This is a genomic window from Pseudomonas sp. PS01301 (genome assembly GCF_029960215.1).
GTDB classification, from domain to species: domain Bacteria; phylum Pseudomonadota; class Gammaproteobacteria; order Pseudomonadales; family Pseudomonadaceae; genus Aquipseudomonas; species Aquipseudomonas coleopterorum.
On record NZ_JASCPM010000006.1, the window covers coordinates 16975 to 42811 of the forward strand.

Below are 25837 nucleotides of genomic sequence, written 5' to 3' on the forward strand. Positions count from 1 at the left end.
TTCACTGATCGTCTGCTTCGAGCAGGGGGCGGGCTTCACCGATGTAGGTCGGTACGCCGCGCAGCACCCCTTGGAACGCGCTCAGTGGTTCGCCAACGGTCATGCCCTGACTGCTGATCTTGTATTCGCGAATGGTGTTTTCATGGCTGCCGAAGCGTTTCTTGATCACCGACACCGCACGCCGCACGTTGCCCAGCGCCTCGAAGTAGCGCAACAGGATGACTGTATCGGCCAGGTAGGTGATGTCCACCGGCGCCTTCATGTCGCCGACCAACCCCTGCTGAGCCACGGTCATGAAGGTGGAAGCGCCCAGGCGATTGAGGTAGAGCAGCAGTTCGTGGATGTGCAGCACCGGCGTGCTTTCGCCCATCATGGCGGCGTGGTAGCCATTGATGCTGTCGATCACGACCGTCTTGATGGAATGCAGGTTGATGCTGGTACGCACCATGTGAGCAAACTCGCCGGGCGACTGCTCGGCGGCGTCCACCTGCTGAATGATCATCTGGCCGCGATGCTGGTAAGCCTCGAGGTCGATGCCCAGGTTCTTCATGCGCTCGAAGAGCAGGCTGAGTTCTTCGTCGAAGATGAACAGCGCGACTTTTTCGCCGCGCTCCACCGCTGCGGCGGCGAAGACCATGGACAGCAAGGATTTGCCGGTACCGGCAGGGCCGATGATCAAGGTGCTCGAACCGTTCTCGACACCGCCGCCCAGCAGCGCGTCCAGTTCGGCGATGCCCGAGGTCAGTTGGCTGCGTTCGTAGCGGGCACGGAACTCGGCCGCCACCAGACGTGGGTAAACGTGAATACCGTCGGGCTGGATGGTGAAGTCGTGATAGCCACCGCGGTATTTCTGCCCACGGTATTTCATGATGCGCAGACGGCGCCGTTCGGCACCGTAGTCGGGTGCGGTTTCTTCCAGGCGAATGACGCCGTGGGCGATGCTGTGCAACGTCTTGTCCAGCGGCTCGCTGGTCATGTCGTCGAGCAGCAGCACCGTGGCATGGAAGCGGGCGAAATAGTGTTTGATGGCCAGGATCTGCCGGCGATAGCGCAGCGAACCCTGAGCCAGCAGACGCACCTCCGAGAGGCTGTCCAACACCACCCGGGAGGGTTTTACCCGTTCCACCTCATCGAAGATCTGCCGGGTCGCTTCGCCCAGCTCCAGGTCGCTGCTGTACAGCAGGCTTTGCTGCTGTTGCAGGTCCAGCACCAATTCGGGTGGGGTCAGTTCGAACACCGTGACCCGTTCGTCCAGCTCCCAGCCATGGGAAAGGGCGCCTTCGCGCAGCTCCCTGGCGGTTTCGGAGAGGGTGATATAGAGGCAGGTTTCGTTCTGCGCAACGCCTTCGAGGAGAAATTGCAGCGCTACTGTCGTCTTGCCTGCGCCCGGCTGGCCTTCCAGAAGGAAGATATGGCTGCGGGTCAGACCTCCGCCCAAGATATCGTCCAGCCCGGCAATACCGGTGGCTGCTTTGGCCGTCGTCAAAAAGGTATCCTCGGGTAGCGGGAAGGGCTGCGTTGCGCAATGTGCTACAGCATGATACTGGACACCGTGCCGGTAGCGGGGTTCCTGTGTGGCATGACCGAAATTCGCCATTGGAACTGGGCGATTTCACAGGCCCTGTTGCAGGCTTGGATCGTCGGCGTTCTGCTGTTCCAGTTCGGCCAACAGTATCTGCACGTTCTGCAACTGCCCGGTTTCCTTCCAGTACTGGATCAACAGCACCCGGGCGCGGCGGTTGGCCGGATCACGGCGCAGGATCTCTTCGAGCTGTTTCTGTGCGGCCTCGATCTGCTGCAGGTCGTGCAGGTTGGTGGCCAGCACGTAGCGGTAATCGTTGTTGTCCGGTGCCAGTTCCACCGCACGGGCGAGGGCGAGCAGGGCGTATTCGTCCTCGTCATGGGCCATCAGCCAGAGGCCCAGTTGCTGCTGTAACAGCGCCGATTGCGGATGGGCGAGCAACTGCTCAGCCAGCAAGGCGCGGGCCGAGTCGCTTTTGCCTTGGCGTTCGAGCAGCTCCACTTGCACGGCAATGGCTTCAAGGTCGCCGGGCGCCAAGGTGCGGTATCGCGTCAGGGCCTGCTCTGCCTGCGGGTAGGCCGCATCGTGCAGATACAGGCGCGCCAGTTCGAGCTGAGCGGTGGCGTCGTCGGTGTGTCCTTGCAGGTCGGCGATGTAGGCGTTCACCACCTTGTCCAGGTGAGCGAAATACAGCCCCAACTCATCGACCGGCAGGCCGAGCAGGCCACGGGCGGCATGGAAGCGGATGGCCTGGTCCTCGTCTTCCAGCAACGGCCCGAGCAGCACGCTGCGCTGACTTTCGGGGACGAGCCCGATTACCGCATCGATCGCGGCATGTCGTACCTGCGCCTCGTCGCTGTGCAGATCGGCGCTGGCCAGCTTGAGCGCCTGCGGGCTGGGGTAGTTGTGCAGTTGGGCATACAGCGCAGCGCGGCGCTCGGGTGCAAGATCGCTGCGCGCCAGCTGCTGATAGAGCACGCGGGCCGCGCCTGGTTGACCGTTGCGGGCCTGGTTCAGGGCCTTGGTGTAGCCCTGTTGCGGTGCAACCGGCGCCGTGGTGGCGGCGGGGCGCAAGGCATACCACAGGCCTGCCAGCAGCAGCGAAAACACAATCAAGATCAGCGAAAGGCGAACGCGTTTAGACATGCAGGTATCCGAAGAGGCGCAGGCTTGGCCGGGGTATTCAGCTTGGGTCACTGCCGAGGCGCAGTCAAATCGAGAGGGCGGCGACCATTGGCAAGCCACCCATGGGTGAGGTTTACTAGGCTCTGTGTGAAAAGCCTTGATACTCGGTGATGCTGCGTTGAAAACAGCCTCGGAATGCTCATTTACAACCCGTAAACTCCGCTTCCTCGGCTGTTTTCGCCTTGCCTGACCTTCGTCTCAAGACTTTTCACACAGACCCTAGCGCACCCTTTCCAACGTTCCGCTCGCCACCTGCCAAGGCCACCGCATGTCCCGCTACACGAGCCGCGACTGGCTGCCCCACGAAAAGCCGAACCTGCCGGGCTCGCCCTCGACGCCTTTGCATTCGACTCCCAAGCGCCTGGCGTTCGGCATCGTGGGCTTGCTGGTGGCCCTGACCGGTGGCCTGGGCAACTCACTGGTGGTGGCGAACCTGCAATTTCTGCAGGGCGCACTCGGCGCCACGGCGGCGGAGATGGCCTGGCTGCCGGCCGGCTACGTGATGACCAACGTGTCGATGAACCTGCTGCTGGTCAAGTTTCGCCAGCAATTCGGGCTGCGCACCTTCACCGAACTGTTTCTGGTGCTCTATGCCCTGGTGACCTTCGGCCACCTGTTCGTCAACGATCTCGCGTCGGCCATCGCCGTGCGGGCCGCACACGGCATGGTCGGCGCGGCCTTGAGTTCGCTGGGCCTGTACTACATGATCCAGGCCTTTCCCGCCAAGTGGCGACTCAAGGCCCTGGTGCTGGGCCTGGGCACCTCGCAACTGGCGCTGCCCTTGGCTCGGGTATTCTCCGAAGACTTGCTGCAGATCGCCGAATGGCGCGGCCTGTATCTGTTCGAGCTGGGCATGGCGCTGCTGACCCTCGGCTGCGTGTTCCTGCTCAAGCTGCCGCCGGGCGACCGCTTCAAGACCTTCGAACCGCTGGATTTCCTGATTTTCGCCATCCTGGCGACGGGCATCGCCTTGCTCTGCGCCGTGCTGTCGCTGGGGCGGATCGACTGGTGGCTGGAGGCGGACTGGATCGGCTGGGCGTCGGCAGGGGCGATCGTACTGATCCTCGGTGGGCTGGCCGTGGAGCACAATCGCAGCAACCCGATGCTGATGACCCGCTGGCTGGGCAGCGGCGTCGCCATCCGCCTGGCCCTGGCGGTGATTCTCACGCGCATGGTGCTGTCGGAGCAGTCCACCGGGGCGGTGGGGCTGTTGCAGGTGCTGAACATGGGCCAGGAGCAGATGCGCACCCTTTATGTGGTGATGCTCTGTGGCGCGGTGGCCGGGCTGGCCGTGAGCGCCTGGACGATCAACCCGGAGCATCTGTTCATGCCGCTGATCATCGCCCTGGCCCTGATGGCCGTGGGCTCGGCGATGGACAGCTTCTCCAGCAACCTCACGCGCCCGGCCAACATGTACCTGAGCCAGTTCCTGCTGGGATTTGGCGGCACGTTTTTTCTGGGGCCGACCATGGTGCTGGGCATGCGCCACGTGCTGACCAATCCGCGCAACCTGGTGAGTTTTTCGGTCCTGTTCGGTATCTGCAACAACCTCGGCGGATTGATCGGCGCGGCGTTGCTGGGTACGTTCCAGATCGTGCGCGAGAAATACCATTCGAGCATGATCGTGGAGCACCTGACGTTGCTGGATCCGCTGGTCCAGGCGCGCATCAGCGGCTCCGCCGCGAGCTACCTGGCGAGCATCGCCGACCCCGCGTTGCGAACGACTCTGGGCACCCGCGCCCTGGCCACCGCCGCCACCCGCGAGGCGAACGTCATGGCCTATAACGATGTCTTCATGCTGATCTGCATCATTGCCGTACTGACCATGCTGTGGATCTTCGTACGCAGCCTGTGGCTGATGAGCACTACCCGGGCGGTCGTCACCGCCGCGACACCTACTGTATCCACCAGCGGCGCCAGCACTTCATGACCGAACCGACGTCCACGACCACCAACGCCATCGCCGCCACGCCCGAAGGCCAGACTCCGCCCCCCAATCCGGCCGCCACCGAACCGCGCTCGCGACGGGTGCGGGTACTGTCCAGCCTGATCTTCGCCAGCGTGGCACTGGTTGGCGTGGCGATCGTGCTGTATGCCTGGCAACTGCCACCGTTCAGCAGCCACATCGAAAGCACCGAGAACGCGCTGGTGCGGGGCCAGGTGACGATCATCGGGCCGCAGCTGGCGGGCTATGTGTACGAAGTGCCGGTACAGGACTTCCAGTTCGTCAAGGCCGGCGACCTGTTGGTGCGTCTGGACGACCGCATCTATAGGCAACGCCTGAACCAGGCGCTGGCCCAGGTGCAGGTGCAGAAAACCGCACTGGCCAACAACCTACAACAGCGCCGCAGTGCCGAAGCCACCATCGCCCAGCGCCAGGCGGCGGTCGTCGACAGTGAAGCCCAGGCACGCAAGGGCGCCGCGGACCTGCGCCGTAACCAGGACCTGATCAGCGATGGTTCGGTGTCGCGCCGCGAGCTGGATGTGACCCGAGCCGCCAATGCCCAGGCGCTGGCGTCAGTGGCGCAGGCCAAGGCCGCGCTGGCGATTGCGCGCGAAGACCTGCAGACGGTGATCGTCAACCGCGACTCGCTGGAAGCCAACGTGACCAACGCCGAGGCCGCCGTGGAACTGGCCCGCATCGATCTGGACAACACCCGCATCGTCGCGCCGCGCGACGGCCAGTTGGGACAGATCGGCGTGCGCCTGGGCGCCTACGTCAACTCCGGGGCGCAATTGATGGCGCTGGTCCCCGACACGCTGTGGGTAGTGGCCAACATGAAGGAAACCCAGATGGCCAACGTGCGCATCGGCCAGCCGGTGACCTTCACCGTGGACGCGCTCAATCACCTGCGACTGCGCGGGCACGTGCAGCGCATATCGCCGGCGACGGGTTCGGAATTCAGCCTGTTGCAGGCCGACAACGCCACCGGCAACTTCGTCAAGATCGCCCAGCGCATTCCGGTGCGCATCACCGTGGACCCGGACCAGGCCGCAGCGCAACGTCTGCGGCCCGGCATGTCGGTCGTGGTCAGCATCGACACCGGTTATGTGGTCGAGCAGGACCGCACGGATCCGCCGAGCGACGGCGCGCCCTAGGGCGGCCAATGCGGTTGCACCCCCTGGTCGGGGCTAAACCATTTGATCTTTGCCGACGGGTCGCCTACCGTCAGCGCCGTTTGTCTTCGCCCAGTGCAGGAAGCCGGTTCGAATCCGGCGCGGTCGCGCCACTGTGATCGGCATGTTACATGTCGTCAGCCAGACCTTGCCCCTGGGATTTTCCTGAACCTGTTGGACGCGCCATCCAAGGAGTTGCCATGCGTTTTTCTGCCGTCTTTGCCCACGCCAGCGTCGCTGTCGTCGGTCTGTTCGCCGCCGGTGCCGGCCTCGCCGCCACCCACTACCCCTTGACCCTGCCCAACTGTGGAGCGCCGGTGACTGTCCAGGCGGCGCCACAGCGCGCGGTCAGCCTGGGTCAGGCGAGCACGGAGATTCTGTTGTCACTGGGCTTGGCACCGCGCATGGTCGGCACCGGGGTCTGGTTCGGGCCGCTGCCCGAGCACCTGCGCGCTGACAATGCCAAGGTGCCGCGCCTGGCCGACAATGCGCCCAGCTTCGAAGCCGTGGCCAATACCGCGCCCGACATCGTGGTCGCGCAGTACACCTACCATGTCGGCCCCAACGGTGAAGTCGCCAAGCCCGAGCAGCTGGCCAGTCTCGGCATCCCGTCCTACGTATCGCCCAGCGACTGCGACGGCAAGCAGGTCACCGCCACTTCCAATGCCGACGGCAGTCGCAGTCAGATGTTCTCGATGGACCTGGTGAACAAGGAAATTCGCGAGCTGGCAACCATTTTTGACGTCGAGCCTGCCGGGGAGCATTTGACCGCCCAGCTGCAGGCGCGCATCCAGGCCGCCACCGAACGCGCCGCCCGCACCGGGCAGAAACCCTTGTCAGTGGTGTACTGGTTCTCCAGCACGCGCCTGGAAGGGGACCCGTGGGTGGCCGGCAAGAACGGCGCGCCGGGCTATATCAATCGCCTGCTGGGTTTGCGCAACATCGTCGACAGCGACGAGGAGTGGCCTGGCGTGAGCTGGGAAAGCATCGCCGCCAGCAATCCCGACGTGATCGTCGTTGCCCGCATGCAGCGTCGACTGTATCCGGCCGACGATGTCGAGAAGAAGCTGGCCTTCCTGCGCAGCGACCCGGTGACCCGTGAGCTGGATGCGGTACGCAACGACCGCATCATCGTCGTCGATGCCCAGTCGCTGAATCCGTCCATGGATGTGGTGCGCGCGGTGGAAGACATCGCGGCGGGCCTCGAGCGTACACGGGCCACCCCTTGATCCAGCGCCTTGCCCGTGAAGATGGCTGGATCTGGCGCTGCCTGCTGGCTGTGCTGGCCCTGGCCACGCTGAGCGTATCGATCGCCCTGGCGGTGTCGGTAGGGGAGATGGGTATCGACCTGGGCACGGTCGGCAAGGCACTGCTCAACGGCCTCGGCCTGGGCGACTACGCGGTGCCCCGTATCGTCCAGGGAATCATCTGGGAGTACCGCCTGAGCCGCGCGCTGGTGGCCGCCTGTTGTGGCGCGGGTCTGGCGATTTGTGGTGCGGTGCTGCAGGCGCTGTTGCGCAACGTGCTGGCCGAACCCTATGTGCTGGGCATCTCTGCCGGCGCATCGACCGGCGCAGTGATGATCATGCTGCTGGGCCTGGGCGGCGGCGTGATCGGTATTTCCCTGGGCGCTTTTCTCGGCGCCGCACTGGCGTTCGGCCTGGTGCTGCTGCTGGCTGCGGGTGCCCGCAGCGGTCCGGCCCAGGTTATTCTCGCCGGAGTGGCCGGATCGCAGCTGTTCAATGCGCTGACCGCCTACATCGTTTCGACCTCGGCCAATGCCGAACAGGCCCGCAGCGTGATGTTCTGGCTGCTCGGCAGCCTGGGCGGGGTGCGCTGGCCCGACGTGGGCCTGGCTGCAGTCGTGGTCGGCGCAGGCCTGTTGCTGTGCCTGTACTTCGCTCGCGCCCTGGATGCCTTCGTTTTCGGTGAGGACGCTGCCGCAACTCTGGGCGTACCGGTGGTGGCGGTGCGCCTGGTGTTGTTTGCGACGACCGCGCTGATCACCGCTACCCTGGTCAGCATCGTCGGTGCGGTGGGCTTCGTCGGTCTGGTAGTACCGCACATTGCCCGCTTTCTGGTGGGTCCGAGCCATGTTCGGCTGTTGCTCGCCTCGGTGCTGATCGGCGCCAATTTCATGGTGCTGGCCGACATCGTCGCGCGCATCATCGTGCCAGGCCAGGTATTGCCCATCGGCGTGGTCACGGCCTTGGTCGGCGCCCCGGCGTTTGCCTTGATCCTGTACCGAGCGAGGCGTCGAGCATGAGCCTGCAACTGCACCACGTCAGTTGGAAGGCCGGTGGGCTGCTGATTCTCGACGATGTCAGCCTGGCCATCACGCCTGGCAGTCTGGTCGGACTGATCGGCCCGAACGGCTCGGGCAAGTCGTCGCTGCTGCGCCTGCTGGCCGGGCTGGACCGTCCCAGCCAGGGCCAGGTCAGCCTCGACGATCAGCCCCTGGCCGACCTGGCGCGGCGCACCATCGCCCGGCAAGTGGCGATGGTGGAGCAGCACGCCAGCACCGAGGTGGACATTCGCGTGGAGGAGGTCGTGCGCCTGGGTCGTACGCCCCATCGCTCGCCGTTCGCACCGTGGCTGCGCGAAGACGATCGGGCCATTGCCCAGGCACTGACTCAGGTCAACCTGGGCGGCCACGCGCAGCGGCGCTGGCACACTCTGTCCGGTGGCGAGCGGCAGCGGGTGCAGATCGCCCGCGCCCTGGCCCAGCAGCCCAGCGAATTGCTGCTCGACGAGCCGACCAATCACCTCGATATCCAGCATCAACTGGAACTGTTGCAGCTGATCCAGGACCTGCCCCTGACCTGCGTCATGGCGATCCACGACCTGAACCTGGCAGCCATGTTCTGTGACGTGCTGGTGGTCCTCAAGGACGGGCGCCTGGTGGCCAGCGGCGCGCCGGCCCAGGTCCTGACCGAGTGCCTGATCGCCGAGGTCTACGGCGTGCACGCCGAAGTCAGTCTGGCCGACGGTCGACCGCACGTGCGCTATCGGGTCTGAGCCGCGTCACTGACACATCCCGTGCCCTGTGTTAGCCTTGCGCGTTCGAGGTTCTCTGCCCGGCAGAGCTAAGACGGGAACGCGGTCCAAGCCGCGGCTGCCCCCGCAACTGTAAGTGATGAAGGCTGCGCCGAGGCCACTGCGATCGTTCGCGGGAAGGCGCTGCAGCCTCGGCCCGCAGGGCCGGCATCACGAGCCAGGAGACCTGCCTCGCCGTTCTTTCCTATTCAACCGGGCGGGGTGATCCGGTGACGAATGCCGGCGCCTGCCGTAGCGGCGCTCGTCTCGTGCCCTGCCGCGCAATCAGGGCGACCCGATGAAAACGCTGTCCAAACTACCCGTCACCATCGTCACCGGCTTCCTCGGCTCGGGCAAGACCACCTTGCTGCGGCACATGCTCGACAACGCCCAAGGCCGGCGCATTGCCGTGATCGTCAACGAATTCGGCGAGCTGGGAATCGACGGCGAGATCCTCAAGCAGTGCACCATCGGCTGCAGCGAAGAAGAGGCCAACGGCCGCGTCTACGAGCTGGCCAACGGCTGCCTGTGCTGCACGGTTCAGGAAGAATTCTTTCCGGTCATGCGCGAGCTGGTCGCCCGCCGCGCCGACCTCGACCACATTCTCATCGAAACCAGCGGGCTGGCCTTGCCCAAGCCGCTGGTCCAGGCCTTCCAGTGGCCGGAAATCCGCAGTGCCTGCACGGTCGATGCGGTCATCACCGTGGTTGACAGCCCGGCAGTGGCGGCCGGGACCTTTGCCGCATTCCCCGACCAGGTCGACGCCCAGCGCAAGCTCGATCCCAACCTGGACCACGAGTCGCCGCTGCACGAGCTGTTCGCCGACCAATTGGCCAGCGCCGACCTGGTGATCCTCAACAAGGCCGACCTGATCGATGCCCAGGCCCTGGCCGCCGTGCGCGCCGAGGTGGCCGAAGAACTGCCGGCCGCGGTCAAGGTGGTCGAAGCCAGCAGCGGTCGCTTGCCCCTGGCGGTGCTGCTGGGCCTGGGCGCCGAGTCGGAGCAGCACATCGACGCCCGCAAGACCCATCATGACCATCACGAGGGTGACGATCACGACGATCACGACCACGATGCGTTTGACTCGATCTCCATCGAGCTGCCCCAGGCCGAGGAGGCCAAGCTGCTGCAGGCGCTCAACGCCGCCGTGGTTCAACACGGCATTCTGCGGGTCAAGGGCTTTGCGGCGGTTCCGGGTAAACCGATGCGCCTCCTGATCCAGGGCGTGGGCACGCGTTTCGACAAGCACTTCGATCGCGCCTGGTCCGCTGACGAAGCACGCAGCACGCGCCTGGTGCTGATCGGCCAGGACCTCGACGCGCAGTCGCTGCAAGCCCAACTGCGCGCGGCCCTGGAAGCCTGACCCATGCACCTGCTGAGAACCCAGCCGGGCGGCTTCGTGCCGGACGACAGCATCGCCGACCTCGGCCAGACGCCCGCCGAACTGGTGATTCTCTGCAGCGGTGATTCGCACCTGGCGCTGCTCGCCGAGGCCAGCGGGCATCTGCCGAAGGACTACCCCAGCCTGCGCCTGGCCAACCCCATGCAGGTGCAGAACCATGCCTCGGTCGACCTCTACGTCGACCAGGTGCTGCGCCACGCCAAGGTCATCCTGATTTCCCTGCACGGCGGCATCGGCTACTGGCGCTACGGCGTCGAGCAGTTGATGCAACTGGCCGAGCAGGGCGTGCAGGTCATCCTGGTACCGGGCTGCGATCGCCCCGATCCCGAACTGGCCGAGCGCTGTACGGTGCCTGCCGAGCAGGCCGACCGCTTGTGGCAGTACCTGCGCCAGGGCGGCATGGGAAACGCCCGCAACCTGTTCGGCTACCTCGGCAATACCTGGTTCGGTCGCGCCGAACCCTGCGAAGCACCTCAGCCACTGACACGCACGGTCATCTACCATCCGGCGCAACCGACCGCCGATCTGGCCCACTGGCAGGCGCAGTGGCAAGCGCACTGGCCTGTGGTGCCGTTGCTGTTCTATCGCTCGCACCTGCAGGCGGCCAACACCGGTTTCGTCGATACCTTCTGTGCCAGGCTGCAGGCGGCCGGGCTCAACCCGTTGCCGATTGCCGTGGCCAGCCTCAAGGAAGAGGGGTGCCTTGAGCAGGTCCAGGCGTGGATGGACGAAGTGGATGCCGCGATCATCCTCAACACCACCGGCTTCGCCCAGTCCAGCCCCGAAACCCCGCACCTGCGCCCGTTTCGCCGCGACATTCCGGTGATCCAGGCCATCTGCGCTCAGGACAACCAGGCGCTGTGGCAGGCCAACGCGCAGGGCCTGGGTGCGCGCGACCTGGCCATGCACATTGCCTTGCCGGAGCTGGACGGACGCATCATCAGTCGCGCCATCAGCTTCAAGGACCTGGCCTGGCACAACGAGCGCAGCCAGAGCGACGTGGTGTGCTACCGGGCTCATGTCGAGCGCATGGATTTCGTCGCCGAACTGGCGCGCAAGTGGGCCGCCCTGGCGCGCCTGCCCAATGCCGACAAGCGCGTCGCCCTGGTGCTGGCGAACTACCCGACCCGCGATGGGCGCATCGGTAACGGCGTCGGCCTGGATACCCCGGCGGCGGCGCTGAACATCCTGCGCGCAATGCAGCAGCAGGATTACCCGGTCGCCGATCTGCCCGACAGCGGCACGGCCTTGATCCACGCCTTGCTCGGTGGCGTGACGAACGACCTGGAACAGCTGGACCTGCGCCCCTGTGCCCAGAGCATGGCGCTGGACGATTACCTAGCCGCGTTCGCCTTGCTGCCCGAAGCCAATCAGGCCGCCGTCCGCGAACGCTGGGGCGAGCCGGCAGCCGATCCGATGTTCCGCAATGGCCGGATGATGATCGCCGGTCTGCGCATGGGCCTGACCTTCGTCGGCATCCAACCGGCCCGTGGCTATCAGGTGGACGTCAGCGCGGTCTATCACGACCCCGACCTGGTGCCGCCCCATGGCTACCTGGCGTTCTATTTCTGGCTGCGCCACATCTATGGCGCCGATGCGCTGATCCATGTCGGCAAGCACGGCAACCTGGAGTGGTTGCCGGGCAAGGGTGTGGGCCTCTCCGAACAGTGCTGGCCCGACGCGATACTGGGGCCGATGCCCAACATCTATCCATTCATCGTCAACGATCCGGGCGAGGGCGCCCAGGCCAAGCGCCGCACCCAGGCAGTGATCATCGACCACCTGATGCCACCGCTGACCCGCGCCGAAACCTACGGGCCGCTGCGCGACCTGGAACTGCTGGCCGACGAGTACTACGACGCACAGATGCTCGATCCGCGCCGCGCCCAGGCCCTGGAGAAGGACATTCTGGCGTTGGTGCGCGAGACCCGCATCGACCACGAACTGCAGATGGCCGAAGGGGCCGAGCCGGCGGATTGGCTGCCGCGCCTGGACACCTTCCTGTGCGATCTGAAGGAGTCGCAGATTCGCGACGGTCTGCACGTGTTCGGCGAGTCGCCCCAGGGCCGTCTGCGCGCCGATACCCTGCTGGCATTGCTGCGCATCCCACGGGGCAACGGCCAGGGCGCTCAGGCCAGCCTGCTGCGCGCCTTGGCCAAGGCCTTCGCGCTGGGCTTCGACCCGCTCGACTGCGATCTCGGCGCCCCTTGGAGCGGGCCGCGGCCCGCAGCTTTGGCCGAGCTGACCGCCGAACCGTGGCGCAGCGCCGGTGACAGCCGCGAACGACTCGAGCTGTACGCCGCACAGTTGATCGAACGCGCACTGGACGGCCCGATCGAGCTGGGTGATGGCTTCGATGACGTGCAGCTCATTCTCGGTCACCTGCGCGACACCGTGGCGCCGCGCCTGGATGCCTGCGGGCCGGCCGAGATGAACGGGCTGCTCGCCGCCCTGGCCGGCCGCTTCGTGCCAGCCGGGCCGAGCGGGGCGCCCAGCCGTGGCCGTCTCGACGTGTTGCCCACGGGGCGCAACTTCTTTTCCGTGGACGTGCGCAACCTGCCGACCACCACCGCTTGGCGGATCGGCTTCGCCTCGGCCAACCTGATCCTGGAGCGTCACCTGCAGGACCATGGCGACCACCTGCGTCAGCTGGGCCTGTCGGTATGGGGCACGGCGACCATGCGCACCGGTGGCGACGACATTGCGCAGGCCATGGCCCTGATGGGCGTGCGCCCGGTGTGGGCCACCGGCAGCCAGCGCGTGGACGATTTCGAGATTCTGCCGCTCAGCCTGCTCGACCGCCCGCGGGTGGACGTGACCCTGCGGGTGTCCGGCTTCTTCCGCGATGCCTTCGCCAATCTGCTGCGCCTGTTCGATGCAGCGGTGCAAGCGGTCGCTGCGCTGGACGAGCCCGACGACCTCAACCCCCTGGCGGCCAAGGTTCGCAGCGAACAGGCGCAGTTGCTGGCCGAGGGTGTCTCGGGCGAGCAGGCCGCCCGCGAGGCGGGCTGGCGCATCTTCGGCGCCAAGCCGGGCGCCTACGGCGCTGGTGTGCAGGGTGCCATCGACGGCCGCCTGTGGCAGACCCGCGAGGACCTCGCCGAGGCTTACCTGAACTGGGGTGCCTATGCCTATGGCGCGGATGACGAAGGCACCGCCGCACGCGCGCCGTTCGCGCGGCGCCTGGGCCAGGTCCAGGCGGTGCTGCAGAACCAGGACAACCGCGAGCATGACCTGCTCGATTCCAACGACTACTACCAGTTCCAGGGCGGCATGCTCGCCGCCGTGGAAACCCTGAGCGGACAGACGACGGCCAGCTACCACGGCGACCACAGCCAACCCGACGTGCCACGCGTGCGCACCCTGAAGGAAGAGCTGAACCGGGTGGTGCGCGCCCGTGCGGCCAATCCCAAGTGGATCGAAGGGGTCAAGCGACATGGCTACAAAGGCGCCTTCGAACTCGCCGCGACGGTCGACAACCTGTTTGCCTTCGATGCCACCACCCACCTGATCGACGACCATCAGTACGCCTTGCTCACCGACGCCTACCTGCTCGACCCGGACACCCGCGGCTTCCTGCAGGAGCACAACCCTGCGGCCCTGCGCGACATGGCCGAACGCCTGCTCGAGGCTCAGCAACGTGGCCTGTGGGCCGAGCCCGGCGACTACCGTCAGGCCGTGGAAGACCTGCTGCTGGATACCGAAGAAGATGCCTGAAGAGAGCCCTGCAATGACCGACACCGTGCACTTTCCGCTGGCCGCCGTGGTGGCCGCCGATTCGCTGAAGCTGGCGCTGTGCCTGGCCGCCATCGACCCGCGCATCGGCGGGGTGCTGATCGAAGGGCCGCGGGGCATGGCCAAGAGCACGCTGGCGCGCGGCCTGGCCGACCTGCTTGCCGATGGTCAGTTGGTGACATTGCCCCTGGGTGCCAGTGAAGACCGCCTGGTGGGTACGCTGGATCTGGAAGCCGCTTTGGGTGAAGGCCGTGCACGCTTTTCGCCCGGTGTGCTGGCAAAGGCCGACGGCGGCGTGCTGTACGTCGATGAGGTCAACCTGCTTGCCGACCATCTGGTCGACCTGCTGCTGGACGTTGCCGCCAGTGGCGTCAACCGCATCGAGCGTGACGGTATTTCCCATGCTCATCCCGCGCGATTCGTGCTCATCGGCACCATGAACCCGGAGGAAGGGGAGTTGCGCCCGCAGCTGCTCGATCGATTCGGTTTGAACATCGCCCTGGACGGCCAGCCGGCACCCGCCGAACGTGGCCAGATCATCCGCCGTCGCCTGGCCTTCGACAGCGATCCCCAAAGCTTCTGTGAACAGTGGGCTCCAGCGCAGTCAGCGCTGCGGCTGCGCTGCCAGCAGGCGCGGGAACGCCTCGAATCGATCCCGCTGTGCGATCAGACGCTGGAAGCCATCACCACCCGTTGTTTCGCCGAGGGCGTGGATGGCCTGCGTGCCGACCTGGTCTGGCTGCGCGCGGCACGGGCCCACGCCGCCTGGCGGGGGGCTGAGCAGATTCTCGAGGAGGACGTCGAAGCCGTGGCCGAGTTCGCCCTGCGCCATCGCCGCCAGGCACCGCGCCAGCCCGAGTCGAAGCCAGCGTCGCCGCCCGCTGCGAGCGCCGCGCAACCGTCCGATCCGGGCCAGGGCCAGTGGGGCGACATGCCCGCCCAGGCCGTTCCGGTAGGTGAACGCCGCAGCGTACCGAGCTGGCCAAAAAAGCCCTGAGCATCCGTCCGCGCCCAGCGGATGCTCGGCCCGGCAAGGGCCACCTCGAACAAGGGCGACAGGGTCCGGCGCGCGCGGCGGCGGCCGGTACGGTGGACTGGCCGGCCACGCTGCTGCAAGGACGACCTCGCCAGCGCGATGACCTGCGCTGGCAGCAACGGCGCAGCGCGGCGCAGCAACTATGGCTGGTGGTGGTCGACGCCTCTGCCTCGACCCGCCGGCACGGCGCCCTGGCCGAGGCAAAGGGCGTTCTGGCGCAGGTCTTCGACGATGCGTACCGGCAGCGCGCACGGCTGGCGTTGTTGACCGCCAGTGGCAGTGGGCCGATCTGGCAATGCCACGGCCTGAAAGCCTCGGCAGCCCTGCAACCCTGGCTCGCCGAGCTGGGCGCCGGTGGCGGCACGCCGCTGCTGGCGGCGCTGGATCAGGCCCGTGACTGGCTGGAGCAACGCGGGCGGCGCTATCCCGAGGAAGCCCAGCGCTGCCTGGTGTTCACCGACGGGCGCCTCAAGTCGCTGGACGGCGTGGCGCCACTGGCTTGCCCGGCGTTGCTGGTGGACATGGAGCGGGGGCCGATCCGGTTGGGTCGGGCCCGCACCCTGGCATCGGCGTTGAACGCCGACTACCGGCATCTGGAAGATCTGCCACGGGCCTAGCCTCAGCTGGCCCGGGGGTTGCTCAGGGCCTTGCTCCATACAGGATTGTCACAGCGAGGGCAGGGCAGTGCCTGCTGATTACGCAGGGTTTCCAGGTGGCCACAGTATTCGCAGGCATACAGGTCTTCACGGTCAACCTTGGTCAGTGACACACGATGCTCGGGCGGCAGGATCGACAGCCCCGGCTTGACGTCTTCACGCTCGTGGAAGTACAGGCTGACATCGCCATTGACCTCCAGAATGCCCAGGCGCACCTGCCCCAGATGCTCGACGCCGCGCAGGCGCAGTTCCATCAGGAACTCGGCGTGGGTGATGTTGCCGCTCTGCAGCGCCTTGAGCTCGAAAACGCCGTCGCGAATGATCAAAAACGGTTTGCCTTCCAGCCATTCGCCGAAGCGACCGCTGCGTTCGGTCAGAAAGGTGGTCAGGCGATAGAAGATGATCATCGCCACGAACACCACCAGCACCGGCAGGATGGGTACGTCCTCGTAGAAGGTCACGTCGCCAGCCGCCGAGCCCAGCGTCAGGATCACCACCAGCTCGAACAGCGAAAGCTGGCGCACCCCGCGTCGCCCGGCGATCTTCAGGAACAGGAAGACCACCACATAGGCCATCAGCGTGCGGGCGACCACCTCGCCGAGAAAGCCCATGTTGACTTCACCCAGCAGCACACGATGCCAATCGAACGCCTGCATTTCCAATCCCTTGCCTGACCAAAAGCGCCGATTGTACACCGGCGGTGCTGGCTGTCTGCGAGACGTACCGCTGACGCCCTATGTGGCGTCAAGGGTCCGTGCTGAAGCCTTGGCGGGGGTTAAACGTCAATTTTCCGTTACCATTTTGACGTAAGTTGCAACCCGCTGTTTTTGATGTATTTTCCTGAGCACGTCCATGCAAGGAAAGGCCATGCCTGTGAATTCGAATGCCTACCCCTGCGAGCCTTGCGGACTGTTGGGCGATAGTCAGCCCATGCGCGACCTGTACAAGCTCATCAGCAAATTCGCCGCCACCGACTCACCGGTTCTGATCCACGGCGAGGCGGGCACTGGCAAGCAGTTGATCGCGCGTGCGCTGCACCAGCAGTCCCAACGCAGGCAGCAGCCATTCATCGTGTTCGACTGCCAGGCTCGCACCCATCGTCCGGGCCAGACGCCGTTGTTCGCACCCGGCTGCGGGCAGAGCAACGTGCATCCGCTGTCCGGCAGCGTGCTGCAGGCTGCCGACCGGGGAACCTTGCTGCTGCAACAGGTGCAAGACTTGCCGCTGGACGTTCAGGAGCAACTGCTGCGCTTTCTCCAGCGCAAGGCTTCAGGGGAAGTGGACGTTCGGGTGCTGGCCACCAGCGACACCGACCTCACCGTGGCCATGAGCCGGGGACAGTTGCGCGAAGACCTCTACTATCGACTCAACGTGCTGGAGATCGTCGCGGTGCCCTTGCGCGAACGCTATGGCGACCTGGCCATGCTGGCCAACCATTTCGCGCAACGCTACAGCCGCGAGAACGGCCGACGTCATCGTCCCTTCAGTCAAGAGGCGCTTATTGCCATGGGTGAGCACGACTGGCCGGGCAACGTCCGCGAGCTGGCGAACCGGATTCGCCAGGCGCAGGCGCTGGCCCCCGGCAATCAGATCGAAGCCATCGACTTGGGGCTGGGTATCGAAACCCTGGTCACCGCGCCGATGGGCACGCTGAACGACTACAAGCACCGGGCCGAGCGTCAGGCGCTGGGCGATGTGCTGCTGCGCCACGGCGGCAATCTGAGCACGGCGGCCAGGGTGCTCGGCGTTTCACGCCCGACGCTCTACCGCCTGCTGCACAAACATCACATGCGCTGATCGCACGCTAGGGTTGATCCAGAACATGTCGAATGCTCGCCAGCACCTGCGCTTCGCGCGCCAGCCAGTCACCGCTGATGACGGTGCAGGGCAGCGCGTGGGCCTGCAGCCACGCCTGGCTTTGCCGAAAAAAGGTTTGCCGTTGAGCCAGGTCAGGCTGGCAGCGCTGGCCGTCCGCGGACCATTCGACGCCTTCGGGCGAGAGCAACAGGTGGGCATCGTAGTGGCGCTCCAGCAGCGCTGGCTCAAGCCACGCCGGGCAGTCGTCGAACAGGGTGCGGCTCCACAGCAGGTTGCTCAGCAGGTGCGTGTCGAGCAGCAACAGTGCGGGCTGGCTGCGGCGAGCGGCATCCTCCCAGGCCAGCTGACCACGGGCGATGGTGTCGATGTCGGCATAGCAGGTGTCGCGCTGCTCTCGGTCGATGAAATGGCGCACGTATTCGCCCACGACCACGGCGCCCAAACGCACGCGCATGCGTTCGGCCAGCCAGCTCTTGCCCGACGACTCCGGCCCGCACAGCACAACCACTTTCATCGCGACACCGCTTCGCTGTTGCGCCACTGGTGCCAGCCGTGAACGGCCAGCATCAGGAACAGGCCATACAGCGCAGCCGTCAGGTACAGGCCCTGATGGACGAACAGACCGACGAAAATGGCATCCAGCACGATCCACAGCGGCCAGCATTGCACGCGCTTGTTGGCCATCCACCACTGCGCCACCAGGCTGAAGCCGGTGAGCAACGCGTCCAGCCACGGCTGGCTGGCATCGCTCCAGGTAGCCATCGCCGCGCCCAGTGCCAAGCCCGCTACCAGGCCGATTGTCAGCCCACCCAGAAGAGGTTTGAGCGCCAAGCGGGTCACCGCTGGGCCCACGGCTGTCCCATCGCCACGGGTCCACTGCCAACAGCCGTACACCTGGACGCCGGCGTACACCACCTGCAACAGCATGTTGGAGTACAGCTTGTAGTCGTAGAACACGTACGAATAGATCAGCACCATGACCAGGCCGATCGGCCAGCACAGCCAGTTCTGCTTCACGGTCAACCACACCGCGATCACGCCCAGCGTGGCGGCGAACAATTCCAAAGGCGACATGGGCAATCTCAGGCAGGTGCATGCAATGCATGCAAAGCCGGGATTGTAACCTGCGCCGCCGATACTGCGCGCGTCTTGCGCGGTACACCCGCTGCAAAGATGAAACTTCAACTCAACCAACACTCACCGACGCTCGCGTGCGGATTTGCACAAGCTGCTCTGTTAGCATCGCGGGGCCCGACGGCAATGAGTTCTACTAAACAGACAGGACCACGCCAGGCGCGGGTCCAATTGGGGGAATGATGGATTTTTGGACCGCCATGCAGGCGCTGATTCTAGGCATCGTGGAAGGCTTGACCGAGTTCCTGCCCATTTCCAGCACCGGTCACCAGATCATCGTGGCCGACCTGATCGGTTTCGGCGGCGAACGGGCCATGGCCTTCAATATCATCATCCAGCTGGGTGCGATATTGGCGGTTGTGTGGGAATTCCGTCGCAAGATCCTCGAAGTGATCACTGGCTTGCCGACCCAACGCAACGCCCAGCGCTTTACCCTGAACCTGTTCATCGGCTTCCTGCCGGCGGTCGTGCTGGGGGTGATTTTCGCCGACAAGATCCACGAATACCTGTTCAACCCCATCACCGTGGCGGTCGCTCTGGTACTGGGTGGTTTCATCATGCTCTGGGCCGAGAAGCGCGAACATGCCGTGCGTGTGCACCACGTCGACGACATGCGCTGGAGCGATGCCCTCAAGGTCGGTTTCGCACAGTGTCTGGCGATGATTCCAGGGACCTCGCGCTCGGGCTCGACCATCATCGGCGGTCTGCTGTTCGGTCTGTCGCGCAAGACCGCCACCGAGTTCTCGTTCTTCCTGGCCATGCCGACCATGGTCGGTGCCGCGGTGTACTCGGGTTACAAGTTTCATCACCTGTTTCAGCCGGCCGACTTCCCGGTGTTCGCGCTGGGCTTCGTGGTGTCGTTCATCTTCGCCATGATCGCGGTGCGCGGCCTGCTCAAGTTCATCGCCACCCACAGCTACGCCGTGTTCGCCTGGTACCGCATTGCCTTCGGCCTGATCATCCTGGCGACCTGGCAGTTCGGCTGGATCGATTGGTCTAGTGCGCAAGGCTGATGCGGCGCCCGATCGGGCGTCTGCGCGACCGCGCAGTGGGCAGCAACGCCCGGTACAGTTCCTGGCGTTGAAAGTCACGGTGTTCTTCGTACTGTGCTTGCTGCCTTTTCTCGGCGTGTTGCGTTTGGCGATGGCCGGGCACCCGTCGGGGCTGGCGGTCTATGCACTGATGAGCCTGCTGACGGTGGGCTTGTACTGGCACGACAAGCGCCAGGCCCATGGGCAGGGCCAGCGCACCCCGGAAAAACTGTTGCACGGCGCCGAACTGCTGGGCGGCTGGCCAGGCGCACTCATCGCCCAGCAACTGTTCCGGCACAAGACGCGCAAGGTTTCCTATCAACTGGTGTTCTGGCTGATCGTTGCGCTGCACCAGGCGTTCTGGTTCGATCAGGTCATCTTTGCCGGGCAGCACCTGGGACTTAGGTTCTGACCCTGGCCTCGAGCCTTTCCCCATGAAAAATACCCCCGCACAGTGTGTGGGGGCATCGGGTATTGCGCGCGGTTAGCTAATGCTTAGTGCGCAGCTGCACCACCGTGGGCAGCGGCCAGCTTCTTGGCCTCTACCAGGTGGGCTTTCAGCTTGGGCAGGGTCTCGGTGGCGAATGCTTTGAGCTCTGCGTCTTTACCGTTCTTGATTTCGTCTTCGAAAATCTCGATGGTCGCTTCATGCGCCTTGACCTGGTTGTTGGCATAGGCCTGGTCGAACGACTTGGCCGAGCGCAGTTCCAGGATCATTGCCTTGGCCTTGTCCAGCAGTTCGGCATCGTCCGAGACGTCGATGTTCTTCTTGTCAGCCAGTGCCTTGAGCTTCTGGTTGGCGGCAGTGTGGTCCTTGACCATCATGTCGGCGAAAGTCTTGACGTCCGCGGCGGTGCCTTTTTCCAGCGCCAGCTTGCCTGCTTCGACTTCGGCCACGCCTTTGGCGGAGGCGTCCTCGACGAAATCATCGGAGGCTGCGAAGGCGCCATGGCTGGCGAGCGAGACGGAAAGGGCGAGGGCAGCGGCGTAGAATTTGGATTTCATGGTCAATTCCTTGTGTAGGGTATGAAGCGGACTGAGCGTTGCAGGCCGTGAAAGTGTGACTGCCGCCGGAACGCAGCAGTTTCATCGGATGTGCATCCATCGCTGGATTGCACGTGGCGCGTGGCCATTCAGCCCTTGCTGTGCTCGTCGGACGTCGGGGCAATGGCGACGCCCCGTGGTCCGGCGAAGCCCCAGATGGCGAGCCCGACCAGCGGAAAGATGAAAATCAGTACGGTCCAGCCAATCTTCGTGCCGGAACTCTTGGTGCTTTTCCAGACGCTGGCCAGCGCCCACAGATCGAGCAGTAACACGATGACCGCTGCGGCGGTCCAGAAAATCGACGTTTCCATGTGTAGGCTCATTGATCAAGGTAGGTCCTACAGGGGAGGGTCACCGTGCTCGGCAAGTTCAACCGGATCGGTCGGTGGTGCCGTTTTCGCCTCAATGGGCGTGTCGGCTGCCGGTCGGGTCCTGGATCTGGATGATCTGGCCTTTGCTCCATGCGTCTGCACCGGGGTCGATCTGGGGTGTGGGAATGTCGGCGCGCTGTTGTTTCTTCTCCGCGCTGTCGATGCCGAAACGCTTGTCCCGCTCGCGTACCAACGCCGGGTCGACCTGTCCATCGCCTGTGAAGCCCATCATCAGTTGCGGCACGCCCAACGGCAGCTGCTTGTCCAGATCGGTGTGCCAGGTGTGCCAGGTCTTGCCGTAGGTGTTCACCAGCTTGTCCATCAGGGCATGCTCGGCAGGCGCGGGGATGCCGGCCGCGATCAGCTGGCCAGACTTCACTTCGTGAACGTGGCTGTGCCATAACGCTTTTTCGGCCTTGGGCAGTTGAGCGAAAAGCCGGGCACTGATGATGTATTCAACGCCCATCAGCTTGGCGTCCTTGACGTTGCCGTCATAAATGACGCACTGGATGACTTCCTCGTTGAGGATCGCGCAGTAGTGATGGGCTTCCATCTGCGCGCCGGGGTGTCCGTTGTAGAAATGAAAGCCGTCCAGATAGGCGTTCAACTCGTTGATTGGCGGACGTGACTGCAGCGCATTGACGCCCGCGTCGAGGGTTTTGGTCAGGGCCGTGGTCGGGGCGCCAGGCGCGTCCACCTTGGATGCGCTGTTGTTGCCGGCGCATCCGGCCATGGCCAGGGCGGCCAGGCACAGCACTGGAGTGCGCGCGGTACGGCGTGGCGAGAAGAGCGAGCGGGTGCTCATGCTGGAGTCCTTTTCAGTGAGGAGAGTGCGGTGCTGGATCGAACGATCAGGCCGCACAGGGCACTTCATAGAGTGACCGGCACCGTCAGGGTTCAGCTCGGCGAGGGCCGCTCGCCCGTCTGTACAATATTTCACGGAACCGGGGTGTGACTTGGCCCATCCTATGCTGTGTCAGAACCTACCCCCGAGGTTTTGCCAAGGAAGAGCGCCGCGATGGTCCGTCGTTGTGCAGTAATCGTTTCTCTGCTGCTGTTGAGCCTGCTTTCGGTGCAGGCTCAAGCGAATCCTCACGCCCGCTGGAACGTGGGCTATCACCTGCTGACCTTCAACGACCCGCTCGACGATCAGCCGATGCACGCCTATGCCTTCTATCCAACCCAGGACCGCACACATCCAGCGCGTCTGGGCGGCTACAGCATCGACGCGCAGCAAGACGCGGCAGTCGCCATCGGTCGCTTCCCGGTGTTGATGCTGTCACACGGCAATACCGGCACGCCGCTGGCGCTGCACGACTTGATCACCGCGCTGACCCGCAAGGGCTTCGTCGTGGTAGCGGTCGTACACCCGGGCGACAATGCCCAGGATCACAGCCGGTTGGGCAAACTCAGCAATCTCTACGGACGGCCGCTGCAGATATCCCAAGCCATTACTGCAGCGCTGGGCGATTCGATGCTGTCGCCTTTCGTGAACACCCATGCGGTCGGTGTGATCGGTTATTCGGCAGGCGGCGAAACCGCCTTGATTCTGTCCGGTGCACGGCCTGATCTGCAGCGCCTGCGCAAATACTGCGAAGAGCGACCCTACGACGCCGATGCCTGCCAGACCCGCGGGGAACTGGAAGCCGATCGGGATGACCTGACCCCCGAGGCCGACCCACGGGTGCGTGCACTGCTGCTGATGGCGCCGTTGAGCCTGATGTTTGGCCGCCAGACCTTGGCCGAAGTCCATCTGCCTACGCTGATCTACAGCGGCGACAATGACCAGCTTGTGGCCATAGACAAGAATGCCGAAGCGCTGGCGCGCAAGCTGCCGGGCAACACCGACTACCGCCTGCTGCCCGGCGCCGGTCACTTCGTGTTCATGGCCCCGTGCACGGACGAACAGCGCAGCGCCTCGCCGGCGCTGTGCACCGATGCCGACGGCGTGGACCGCGAAGGTATCCACCGCGACCTTATTCACGAGGCGGGCAAGTTCTTCACTCACACCCTGGGTCGGCCTTCACGCGCCGGCCTGCAGACCGCCGATCACTGATCCTGTCGCGACAGCCACGCGGTCAGCCCCAGGGCGATCAGGGAGAGGCCGGCCGCCAAAGCGAAGATCGAGCCATAGCCAAACCCGGCAGCCACCGCGCCCATCACCGGCCCGGCGATCGCCAAGGCCAAATCGAAGAATACAGCGAACGCACTCAGGCCTGCGCCCCGGCTGGTGCCGGGCACCTTGTGGATGGCCAGCACGCCCAAGGCTGGATAGACCAGCGACAACCCCAACCCGGCCAGTGCCGCGCCCGCCAGGGTAAACACCGTCGAGGGCGCTAGCCACAGCATGGCCAGCCCGACCACTTCGGTGGCGATACAGGCCATTGCCACGGTGGAGCCACCCAAATGGTTGATGCTATTGATGAACACCAGGCGAGCCGCGATGAAACTGATGCCAAAGGCGGTCAGGCACCAGGCCGCGCCTTCCCAGCCGCGCTCCACGTAATACAGGGTAATGAACGTGGTGAGGGTGCCATAGCCGATCGAAGCCAGCATCAGGCTCATGCCATGGGGCGCAACCCGGCCGAAGGCGGACCAGAACGGCATGCGCTCACCCCGCACCACGGGTGACGCCGGTGTGTCGCGGATCATCCACAAGCCCAGAGCGCTCAGCGCCATGAGCGCAACGCCCAGGCTCCAGAACCCGGCGAAGGCCACCATCAATACACCCAGCGGGGCGCCGATGGCGATGGCGCCGTAGGAGGCGATGCCGTTCCATGAGATCACCTTGGCCATGTGTTCGGCGCCGACGCGGCTGATTCCCCAACTGCTGGTACCCACCCCGATGGCGCCCTGCGCCAGGCCGAGGACTACACGCCCGGCGATCAGCACGCCCAGGCTCCACTGCGGTACGCTGTGCAGAAACACCGAGGCGAACGTCAGCGCTCCGCTGATGCCGATACCGATCAGCCCATAGACGATGGTGCGCTTGGTGCCCAGCGCGTCAGCCATGCGTCCGGCGCTGGGGCGGCTGAGCAGAGTCGCCAGGTACTGCGCGCCGATCACCACGCCGGCGGCCACCGCGCTGAACCCCAACTGGTCGTGCACGTAGCCGGGTAGCACCGCGATGGGCAGGCCGATGGAGATGAAGGCAATGAACGTGTAGAACACGATGGAGATGATTTGCAGGGTGATCGAGGACGAAGAGGACGTCGCAGGTTGGGCAGACTCGGTCATGGGCTCGTTCGCAGGCGTGCGGTTGAGGTCCCCTTGCACAGGGAACGTTGGTTAAAGCAAAGCAGGCTATCGATTATTTGCAACCTCAACACAACGCGCCCTTGTAGCAGCGGCTCAAGCCGCGTCCAGCCTCACCACGTTACATCAAGCACACCGCATGCCCCGTGACGCGGCTCGCGCCGCTGCTACAGGGGCTGTTCCAGCAACGCGATGGTTCTCGCATCGCTCTCGCCGTCGAAAAACCGCTCCAACACTTGCTGGAAGCACACCTGCTCTAGCGCCACGCTGGCAAACAAGGTCATGCACGAGCGCAACTTCATGTCATCGGGGGTGCCGAACATCGCCCTGGCGCTCTGACCGGAATGCTCCAGCACCGTGCGCGTGCATTCGAGCAAGCGCGCACCCAATAATGGATTGTTCAGATAAGCCGTTGCCTCGGCCGCGCCGCTGATCGCATAGAAGCGCGCCGTCTCGCTATGACCGAGGCCAGCCAATTGGGGAAAGATGAACCACATCCAATGGCTGCGTTTGCGACCACTGCGCAGTTCTTCGAGGACATCGGGGTACACGGCGCGCTGGGCGTCGATGAAGCGGTTCAGATCGAAGGTATCGTTCATGGCCAGTAGATCCCCCAGGGATTGTGTGCAGTTCTGGCCACGGTCGCGCAAGGGAGTTCCATCAACCAGACCAGACCGTCAGCCTTCGGCCAATAGCACTTCCACGCCCAGCTTGCGAATGGCCTCGGCGGCCACCTCGGTCAGCTCACTGTCGCTGATGACCACATCGAACTGCTCTAGGCCGGCGATCTGGTACATCCCGAACGTGCCGTACTTGGAGCTGCTGGTGATCAGCACCCGCTGCGACGCCGCCTGCATCGCCACCTGCTTGACCTCGACCTTGAGCGCCGAAGGGGTGGTGATGCCCCGTTGCAGGTCCCAGGAACTGGTGGACATGAAGGCAATGTCGGTGGCCAGCTGGCGTAACGTCGCCACCGCCAAGCCCCCGACGCAGGAACGATTGGGGTGATCCAGCAGGCCGCCGGTGTGGATGACATCCACATGCACCGCTTCAGCCAGCGCATGCACGATGCCGAAGTCGTTGGTCACCACGGTCATGCCCGACAGGGCAGCGATGTGCGGGACGATCTCCAGCGTGCTGGTGCCGGCATCCAGATACACCGTCATGTCGTCGCGCAGCAAACCTGCCGCCAGAACCGCCATGGCCTGTTTCTGTGGCTGTTCGGCGACCGCCTTGGACTGGTGGCTGGGCTCGCTGTGCAACTGGCTGGCGATGCGCACACCGCCAGGCACCGAATACGCCCGGCCTTCCTGCTCCAGCACACTGATATCGCGGCGCACGGTCATGTGCGAGCAGTCGAACATTTCCGTCAGCTGGTGCACGCTGAGCACCTGATGCTTGCGCAACTGGCGCAGGATCTGTTCCCGGCGCTGGTCCGGAATCATCGGTGCGGCGCCAGTGATGGCGAGATCCTCGTCGGTGGGCATTCAGGCTC

The 25837-nt window shown here is 64.8% G+C and carries 24 protein-coding genes and 2 riboswitches; of the genes, 13 read left to right on the forward strand and 11 right to left on the reverse strand.

Features of this window, described 5'->3' with window-relative positions; genetic code table 11:
• Position 1: 1 nt before the first annotated feature.
• Together QMX89_RS04590 and QMX89_RS04595 are read right to left on the reverse strand one after the other, a co-directional pair.
• A complete protein-coding gene (locus QMX89_RS04590; RefSeq protein WP_122742270.1) occupies positions 2–1486 on the reverse strand; it encodes an ATPase domain-containing protein in 1485 nt (494 codons plus the stop codon).
• A gap of 126 nt (positions 1487–1612) precedes the next feature.
• Positions 1613–2668 (reverse strand): hypothetical protein, encoded by a 1056-nt coding sequence (locus QMX89_RS04595; RefSeq protein WP_282347189.1) that lies wholly within the window; start codon positions 2666–2668, stop codon positions 1613–1615.
• A gap of 307 nt (positions 2669–2975) precedes the next feature.
• Between QMX89_RS04595 and QMX89_RS04600 the strand changes: the two genes are divergently transcribed.
• From QMX89_RS04600 to QMX89_RS04640, 9 genes are all read left to right on the forward strand, one after another.
• A complete protein-coding gene (locus QMX89_RS04600; RefSeq protein ID WP_282347190.1) occupies positions 2976–4637 on the forward strand; it encodes an MFS transporter in 1662 nt (553 codons plus the stop codon).
• The gene (locus tag QMX89_RS04605) at positions 4634–5806 is read left to right on the forward strand and encodes an HlyD family secretion protein (protein ID WP_122742267.1); all 1173 of its coding nucleotides are present in this window, start codon (positions 4634–4636) and stop codon (positions 5804–5806) included. The genes QMX89_RS04600 and QMX89_RS04605 overlap by 4 nt, the downstream gene beginning before the upstream one ends.
• 40 nt (positions 5807–5846) lie before the next feature.
• Positions 5847–5995, forward strand: a riboswitch (cobalamin riboswitch).
• 29 nt (positions 5996–6024) lie between these two features.
• Positions 6025–7053 (forward strand): ABC transporter substrate-binding protein, encoded by a 1029-nt coding sequence (locus QMX89_RS04610; RefSeq protein WP_282347192.1) that lies wholly within the window; start codon positions 6025–6027, stop codon positions 7051–7053.
• Positions 7050–8090, forward strand: a complete 1041-nt coding sequence (locus QMX89_RS04615; protein ID WP_082223574.1) for an iron ABC transporter permease — start codon at positions 7050–7052, stop codon at positions 8088–8090. Before QMX89_RS04610 ends, QMX89_RS04615 begins: the two co-directional genes overlap by 4 nt.
• Entirely contained in the window at positions 8087–8842 is a 756-nt protein-coding gene (locus QMX89_RS04620; RefSeq protein WP_282347193.1) for an ABC transporter ATP-binding protein, read from the forward strand. Before QMX89_RS04615 ends, QMX89_RS04620 begins: the two co-directional genes overlap by 4 nt.
• 31 nt (positions 8843–8873) lie before the next feature.
• Positions 8874–9070, forward strand: a riboswitch (cobalamin riboswitch).
• Positions 9071–9158: 88 nt separating this feature from the next.
• Positions 9159–10223: a cobalamin biosynthesis protein CobW gene (gene cobW / locus QMX89_RS04625; RefSeq protein WP_192067504.1), complete on the forward strand. Its 1065-nt coding sequence runs from the start codon at positions 9159–9161 to the stop codon at positions 10221–10223.
• Between the two features lie 3 nt (positions 10224–10226).
• Positions 10227–13979, forward strand: coding sequence for a cobaltochelatase subunit CobN (cobN, locus tag QMX89_RS04630; protein ID WP_282347194.1), 3753 nt, complete (start codon positions 10227–10229; stop codon positions 13977–13979).
• Between the two features lie 13 nt (positions 13980–13992).
• Positions 13993–14994, forward strand: coding sequence for an AAA family ATPase (locus tag QMX89_RS04635; protein ID WP_282347195.1), 1002 nt, complete (start codon positions 13993–13995; stop codon positions 14992–14994).
• The gene (locus QMX89_RS04640; RefSeq protein WP_349012036.1) at positions 14976–15650 is read left to right on the forward strand and encodes a VWA domain-containing protein; all 675 of its coding nucleotides are present in this window, start codon (positions 14976–14978) and stop codon (positions 15648–15650) included. The genes QMX89_RS04635 and QMX89_RS04640 overlap by 19 nt, the downstream gene beginning before the upstream one ends.
• 2 nt (positions 15651–15652) lie before the next feature.
• On the opposite strand, the gene QMX89_RS04645 is transcribed toward QMX89_RS04640, so the two are convergent.
• Complete coding sequence (locus tag QMX89_RS04645) at positions 15653–16345, reverse strand: DUF421 domain-containing protein (RefSeq protein WP_282347196.1); 693 nt, start codon at positions 16343–16345, stop codon at positions 15653–15655.
• A 211-nt stretch (positions 16346–16556) separates the two neighbouring features.
• Between QMX89_RS04645 and QMX89_RS04650 the strand changes: the two genes are divergently transcribed.
• Positions 16557–17486 carry a sigma 54-interacting transcriptional regulator gene (locus QMX89_RS04650; RefSeq protein WP_282347197.1) on the forward strand — a complete coding sequence of 310 codons (930 nt, stop codon included), beginning with the start codon at positions 16557–16559 and terminating at the stop codon, positions 17484–17486.
• A 7-nt stretch (positions 17487–17493) separates the two neighbouring features.
• Here the strand turns inward: QMX89_RS04650 and QMX89_RS04655 are convergent, their stop codons facing one another.
• Positions 17494–18021: an AAA family ATPase gene (locus QMX89_RS04655; RefSeq protein ID WP_056842695.1), complete on the reverse strand. Its 528-nt coding sequence runs from the start codon at positions 18019–18021 to the stop codon at positions 17494–17496.
• Positions 18018–18581, reverse strand: a complete 564-nt coding sequence (gene pnuC / locus QMX89_RS04660) for a nicotinamide riboside transporter PnuC (protein ID WP_282347198.1) — start codon at positions 18579–18581, stop codon at positions 18018–18020. The genes QMX89_RS04655 and pnuC overlap by 4 nt, the downstream gene beginning before the upstream one ends.
• A gap of 242 nt (positions 18582–18823) precedes the next feature.
• Between pnuC and QMX89_RS04665 the strand changes: the two genes are divergently transcribed.
• A complete protein-coding gene (locus QMX89_RS04665; protein WP_056843411.1) occupies positions 18824–19654 on the forward strand; it encodes an undecaprenyl-diphosphate phosphatase in 831 nt (276 codons plus the stop codon).
• Positions 19641–20084 (forward strand): DUF1294 domain-containing protein, encoded by a 444-nt coding sequence (locus tag QMX89_RS04670; RefSeq protein ID WP_282347199.1) that lies wholly within the window; start codon positions 19641–19643, stop codon positions 20082–20084. The genes QMX89_RS04665 and QMX89_RS04670 overlap by 14 nt, the downstream gene beginning before the upstream one ends.
• An 83-nt stretch (positions 20085–20167) precedes the next feature.
• Here the strand turns inward: QMX89_RS04670 and QMX89_RS04675 are convergent, their stop codons facing one another.
• From QMX89_RS04675 to QMX89_RS04685, 3 genes are all read right to left on the reverse strand, one after another.
• Positions 20168–20677: a DUF4142 domain-containing protein gene (locus QMX89_RS04675; protein WP_282347201.1), complete on the reverse strand. Its 510-nt coding sequence runs from the start codon at positions 20675–20677 to the stop codon at positions 20168–20170.
• Between the two features lie 128 nt (positions 20678–20805).
• Entirely contained in the window at positions 20806–21027 is a 222-nt protein-coding gene (locus QMX89_RS04680; protein ID WP_049859611.1) for a PLD nuclease N-terminal domain-containing protein, read from the reverse strand.
• 91 nt (positions 21028–21118) lie between these two features.
• Positions 21119–21820, reverse strand: coding sequence for an OBAP family protein (locus tag QMX89_RS04685; RefSeq protein ID WP_282347297.1), 702 nt, complete (start codon positions 21818–21820; stop codon positions 21119–21121).
• A 285-nt stretch (positions 21821–22105) separates the two neighbouring features.
• Between QMX89_RS04685 and QMX89_RS04690 the strand changes: the two genes are divergently transcribed.
• Positions 22106–23143, forward strand: a complete 1038-nt coding sequence (locus QMX89_RS04690; RefSeq protein ID WP_282347204.1) for a dienelactone hydrolase — start codon at positions 22106–22108, stop codon at positions 23141–23143.
• Here QMX89_RS04690 and QMX89_RS04695 read toward each other — a convergent pair.
• The 3 genes from QMX89_RS04695 to QMX89_RS04705 form a co-directional block, all read right to left on the reverse strand.
• Entirely contained in the window at positions 23137–24324 is a 1188-nt protein-coding gene (locus QMX89_RS04695) for an MFS transporter (RefSeq protein WP_282347205.1), read from the reverse strand. The genes QMX89_RS04690 and QMX89_RS04695 overlap by 7 nt on opposite strands.
• A 185-nt stretch (positions 24325–24509) precedes the next feature.
• The gene (locus QMX89_RS04700) at positions 24510–24941 is read right to left on the reverse strand and encodes a DUF1810 domain-containing protein (RefSeq protein WP_282347206.1); all 432 of its coding nucleotides are present in this window, start codon (positions 24939–24941) and stop codon (positions 24510–24512) included.
• Between the two features lie 78 nt (positions 24942–25019).
• Positions 25020–25829 carry a DeoR/GlpR family DNA-binding transcription regulator gene (locus QMX89_RS04705; RefSeq protein WP_282347207.1) on the reverse strand — a complete coding sequence of 270 codons (810 nt, stop codon included), beginning with the start codon at positions 25827–25829 and terminating at the stop codon, positions 25020–25022.
• Positions 25830–25837 lie beyond the last annotated feature (8 nt).

What these genes read in the sequence shown, in the direction of transcription:
- QMX89_RS04645 (WP_282347196.1), bottom strand. Translation starts at nt 16,345, where the DNA reads ATGCAGGCGTTCGATTGGCATCGTGTGCTGCTGGGTGAAGTCAACATG.
- QMX89_RS04620 (WP_282347193.1), top strand. Translation starts at nt 8,087, where the DNA reads ATGAGCCTGCAACTGCACCACGTCAGTTGGAAGGCCGGTGGGCTGCTG.
- QMX89_RS04665 (WP_056843411.1), top strand. Translation starts at nt 18,824, where the DNA reads ATGGATTTTTGGACCGCCATGCAGGCGCTGATTCTAGGCATCGTGGAA.
- QMX89_RS04690 (WP_282347204.1), top strand. Translation starts at nt 22,106, where the DNA reads ATGGTCCGTCGTTGTGCAGTAATCGTTTCTCTGCTGCTGTTGAGCCTG.
- pnuC (WP_282347198.1), bottom strand. Translation starts at nt 18,581, where the DNA reads ATGTCGCCTTTGGAATTGTTCGCCGCCACGCTGGGCGTGATCGCGGTG.
- cobN (WP_282347194.1), top strand. Translation starts at nt 10,227, where the DNA reads ATGCACCTGCTGAGAACCCAGCCGGGCGGCTTCGTGCCGGACGACAGC.
- QMX89_RS04655 (WP_056842695.1), bottom strand. Translation starts at nt 18,021, where the DNA reads ATGAAAGTGGTTGTGCTGTGCGGGCCGGAGTCGTCGGGCAAGAGCTGG.
- QMX89_RS04600 (WP_282347190.1), top strand. Translation starts at nt 2,976, where the DNA reads ATGTCCCGCTACACGAGCCGCGACTGGCTGCCCCACGAAAAGCCGAAC.
- cobW (WP_192067504.1), top strand. Translation starts at nt 9,159, where the DNA reads ATGAAAACGCTGTCCAAACTACCCGTCACCATCGTCACCGGCTTCCTC.
- QMX89_RS04675 (WP_282347201.1), bottom strand. Translation starts at nt 20,677, where the DNA reads ATGAAATCCAAATTCTACGCCGCTGCCCTCGCCCTTTCCGTCTCGCTC.
- QMX89_RS04610 (WP_282347192.1), top strand. Translation starts at nt 6,025, where the DNA reads ATGCGTTTTTCTGCCGTCTTTGCCCACGCCAGCGTCGCTGTCGTCGGT.
- QMX89_RS04695 (WP_282347205.1), bottom strand. Translation starts at nt 24,324, where the DNA reads ATGACCGAGTCTGCCCAACCTGCGACGTCCTCTTCGTCCTCGATCACC.
- QMX89_RS04650 (WP_282347197.1), top strand. Translation starts at nt 16,557, where the DNA reads ATGCCTGTGAATTCGAATGCCTACCCCTGCGAGCCTTGCGGACTGTTG.
- QMX89_RS04595 (WP_282347189.1), bottom strand. Translation starts at nt 2,668, where the DNA reads ATGTCTAAACGCGTTCGCCTTTCGCTGATCTTGATTGTGTTTTCGCTG.
- QMX89_RS04700 (WP_282347206.1), bottom strand. Translation starts at nt 24,941, where the DNA reads ATGAACGATACCTTCGATCTGAACCGCTTCATCGACGCCCAGCGCGCC.
- QMX89_RS04605 (WP_122742267.1), top strand. Translation starts at nt 4,634, where the DNA reads ATGACCGAACCGACGTCCACGACCACCAACGCCATCGCCGCCACGCCC.
- QMX89_RS04635 (WP_282347195.1), top strand. Translation starts at nt 13,993, where the DNA reads ATGACCGACACCGTGCACTTTCCGCTGGCCGCCGTGGTGGCCGCCGAT.
- QMX89_RS04705 (WP_282347207.1), bottom strand. Translation starts at nt 25,829, where the DNA reads ATGCCCACCGACGAGGATCTCGCCATCACTGGCGCCGCACCGATGATT.
- QMX89_RS04680 (WP_049859611.1), bottom strand. Translation starts at nt 21,027, where the DNA reads ATGGAAACGTCGATTTTCTGGACCGCCGCAGCGGTCATCGTGTTACTG.
- QMX89_RS04685 (WP_282347297.1), bottom strand. Translation starts at nt 21,820, where the DNA reads ATGGCCGGATGCGCCGGCAACAACAGCGCATCCAAGGTGGACGCGCCT.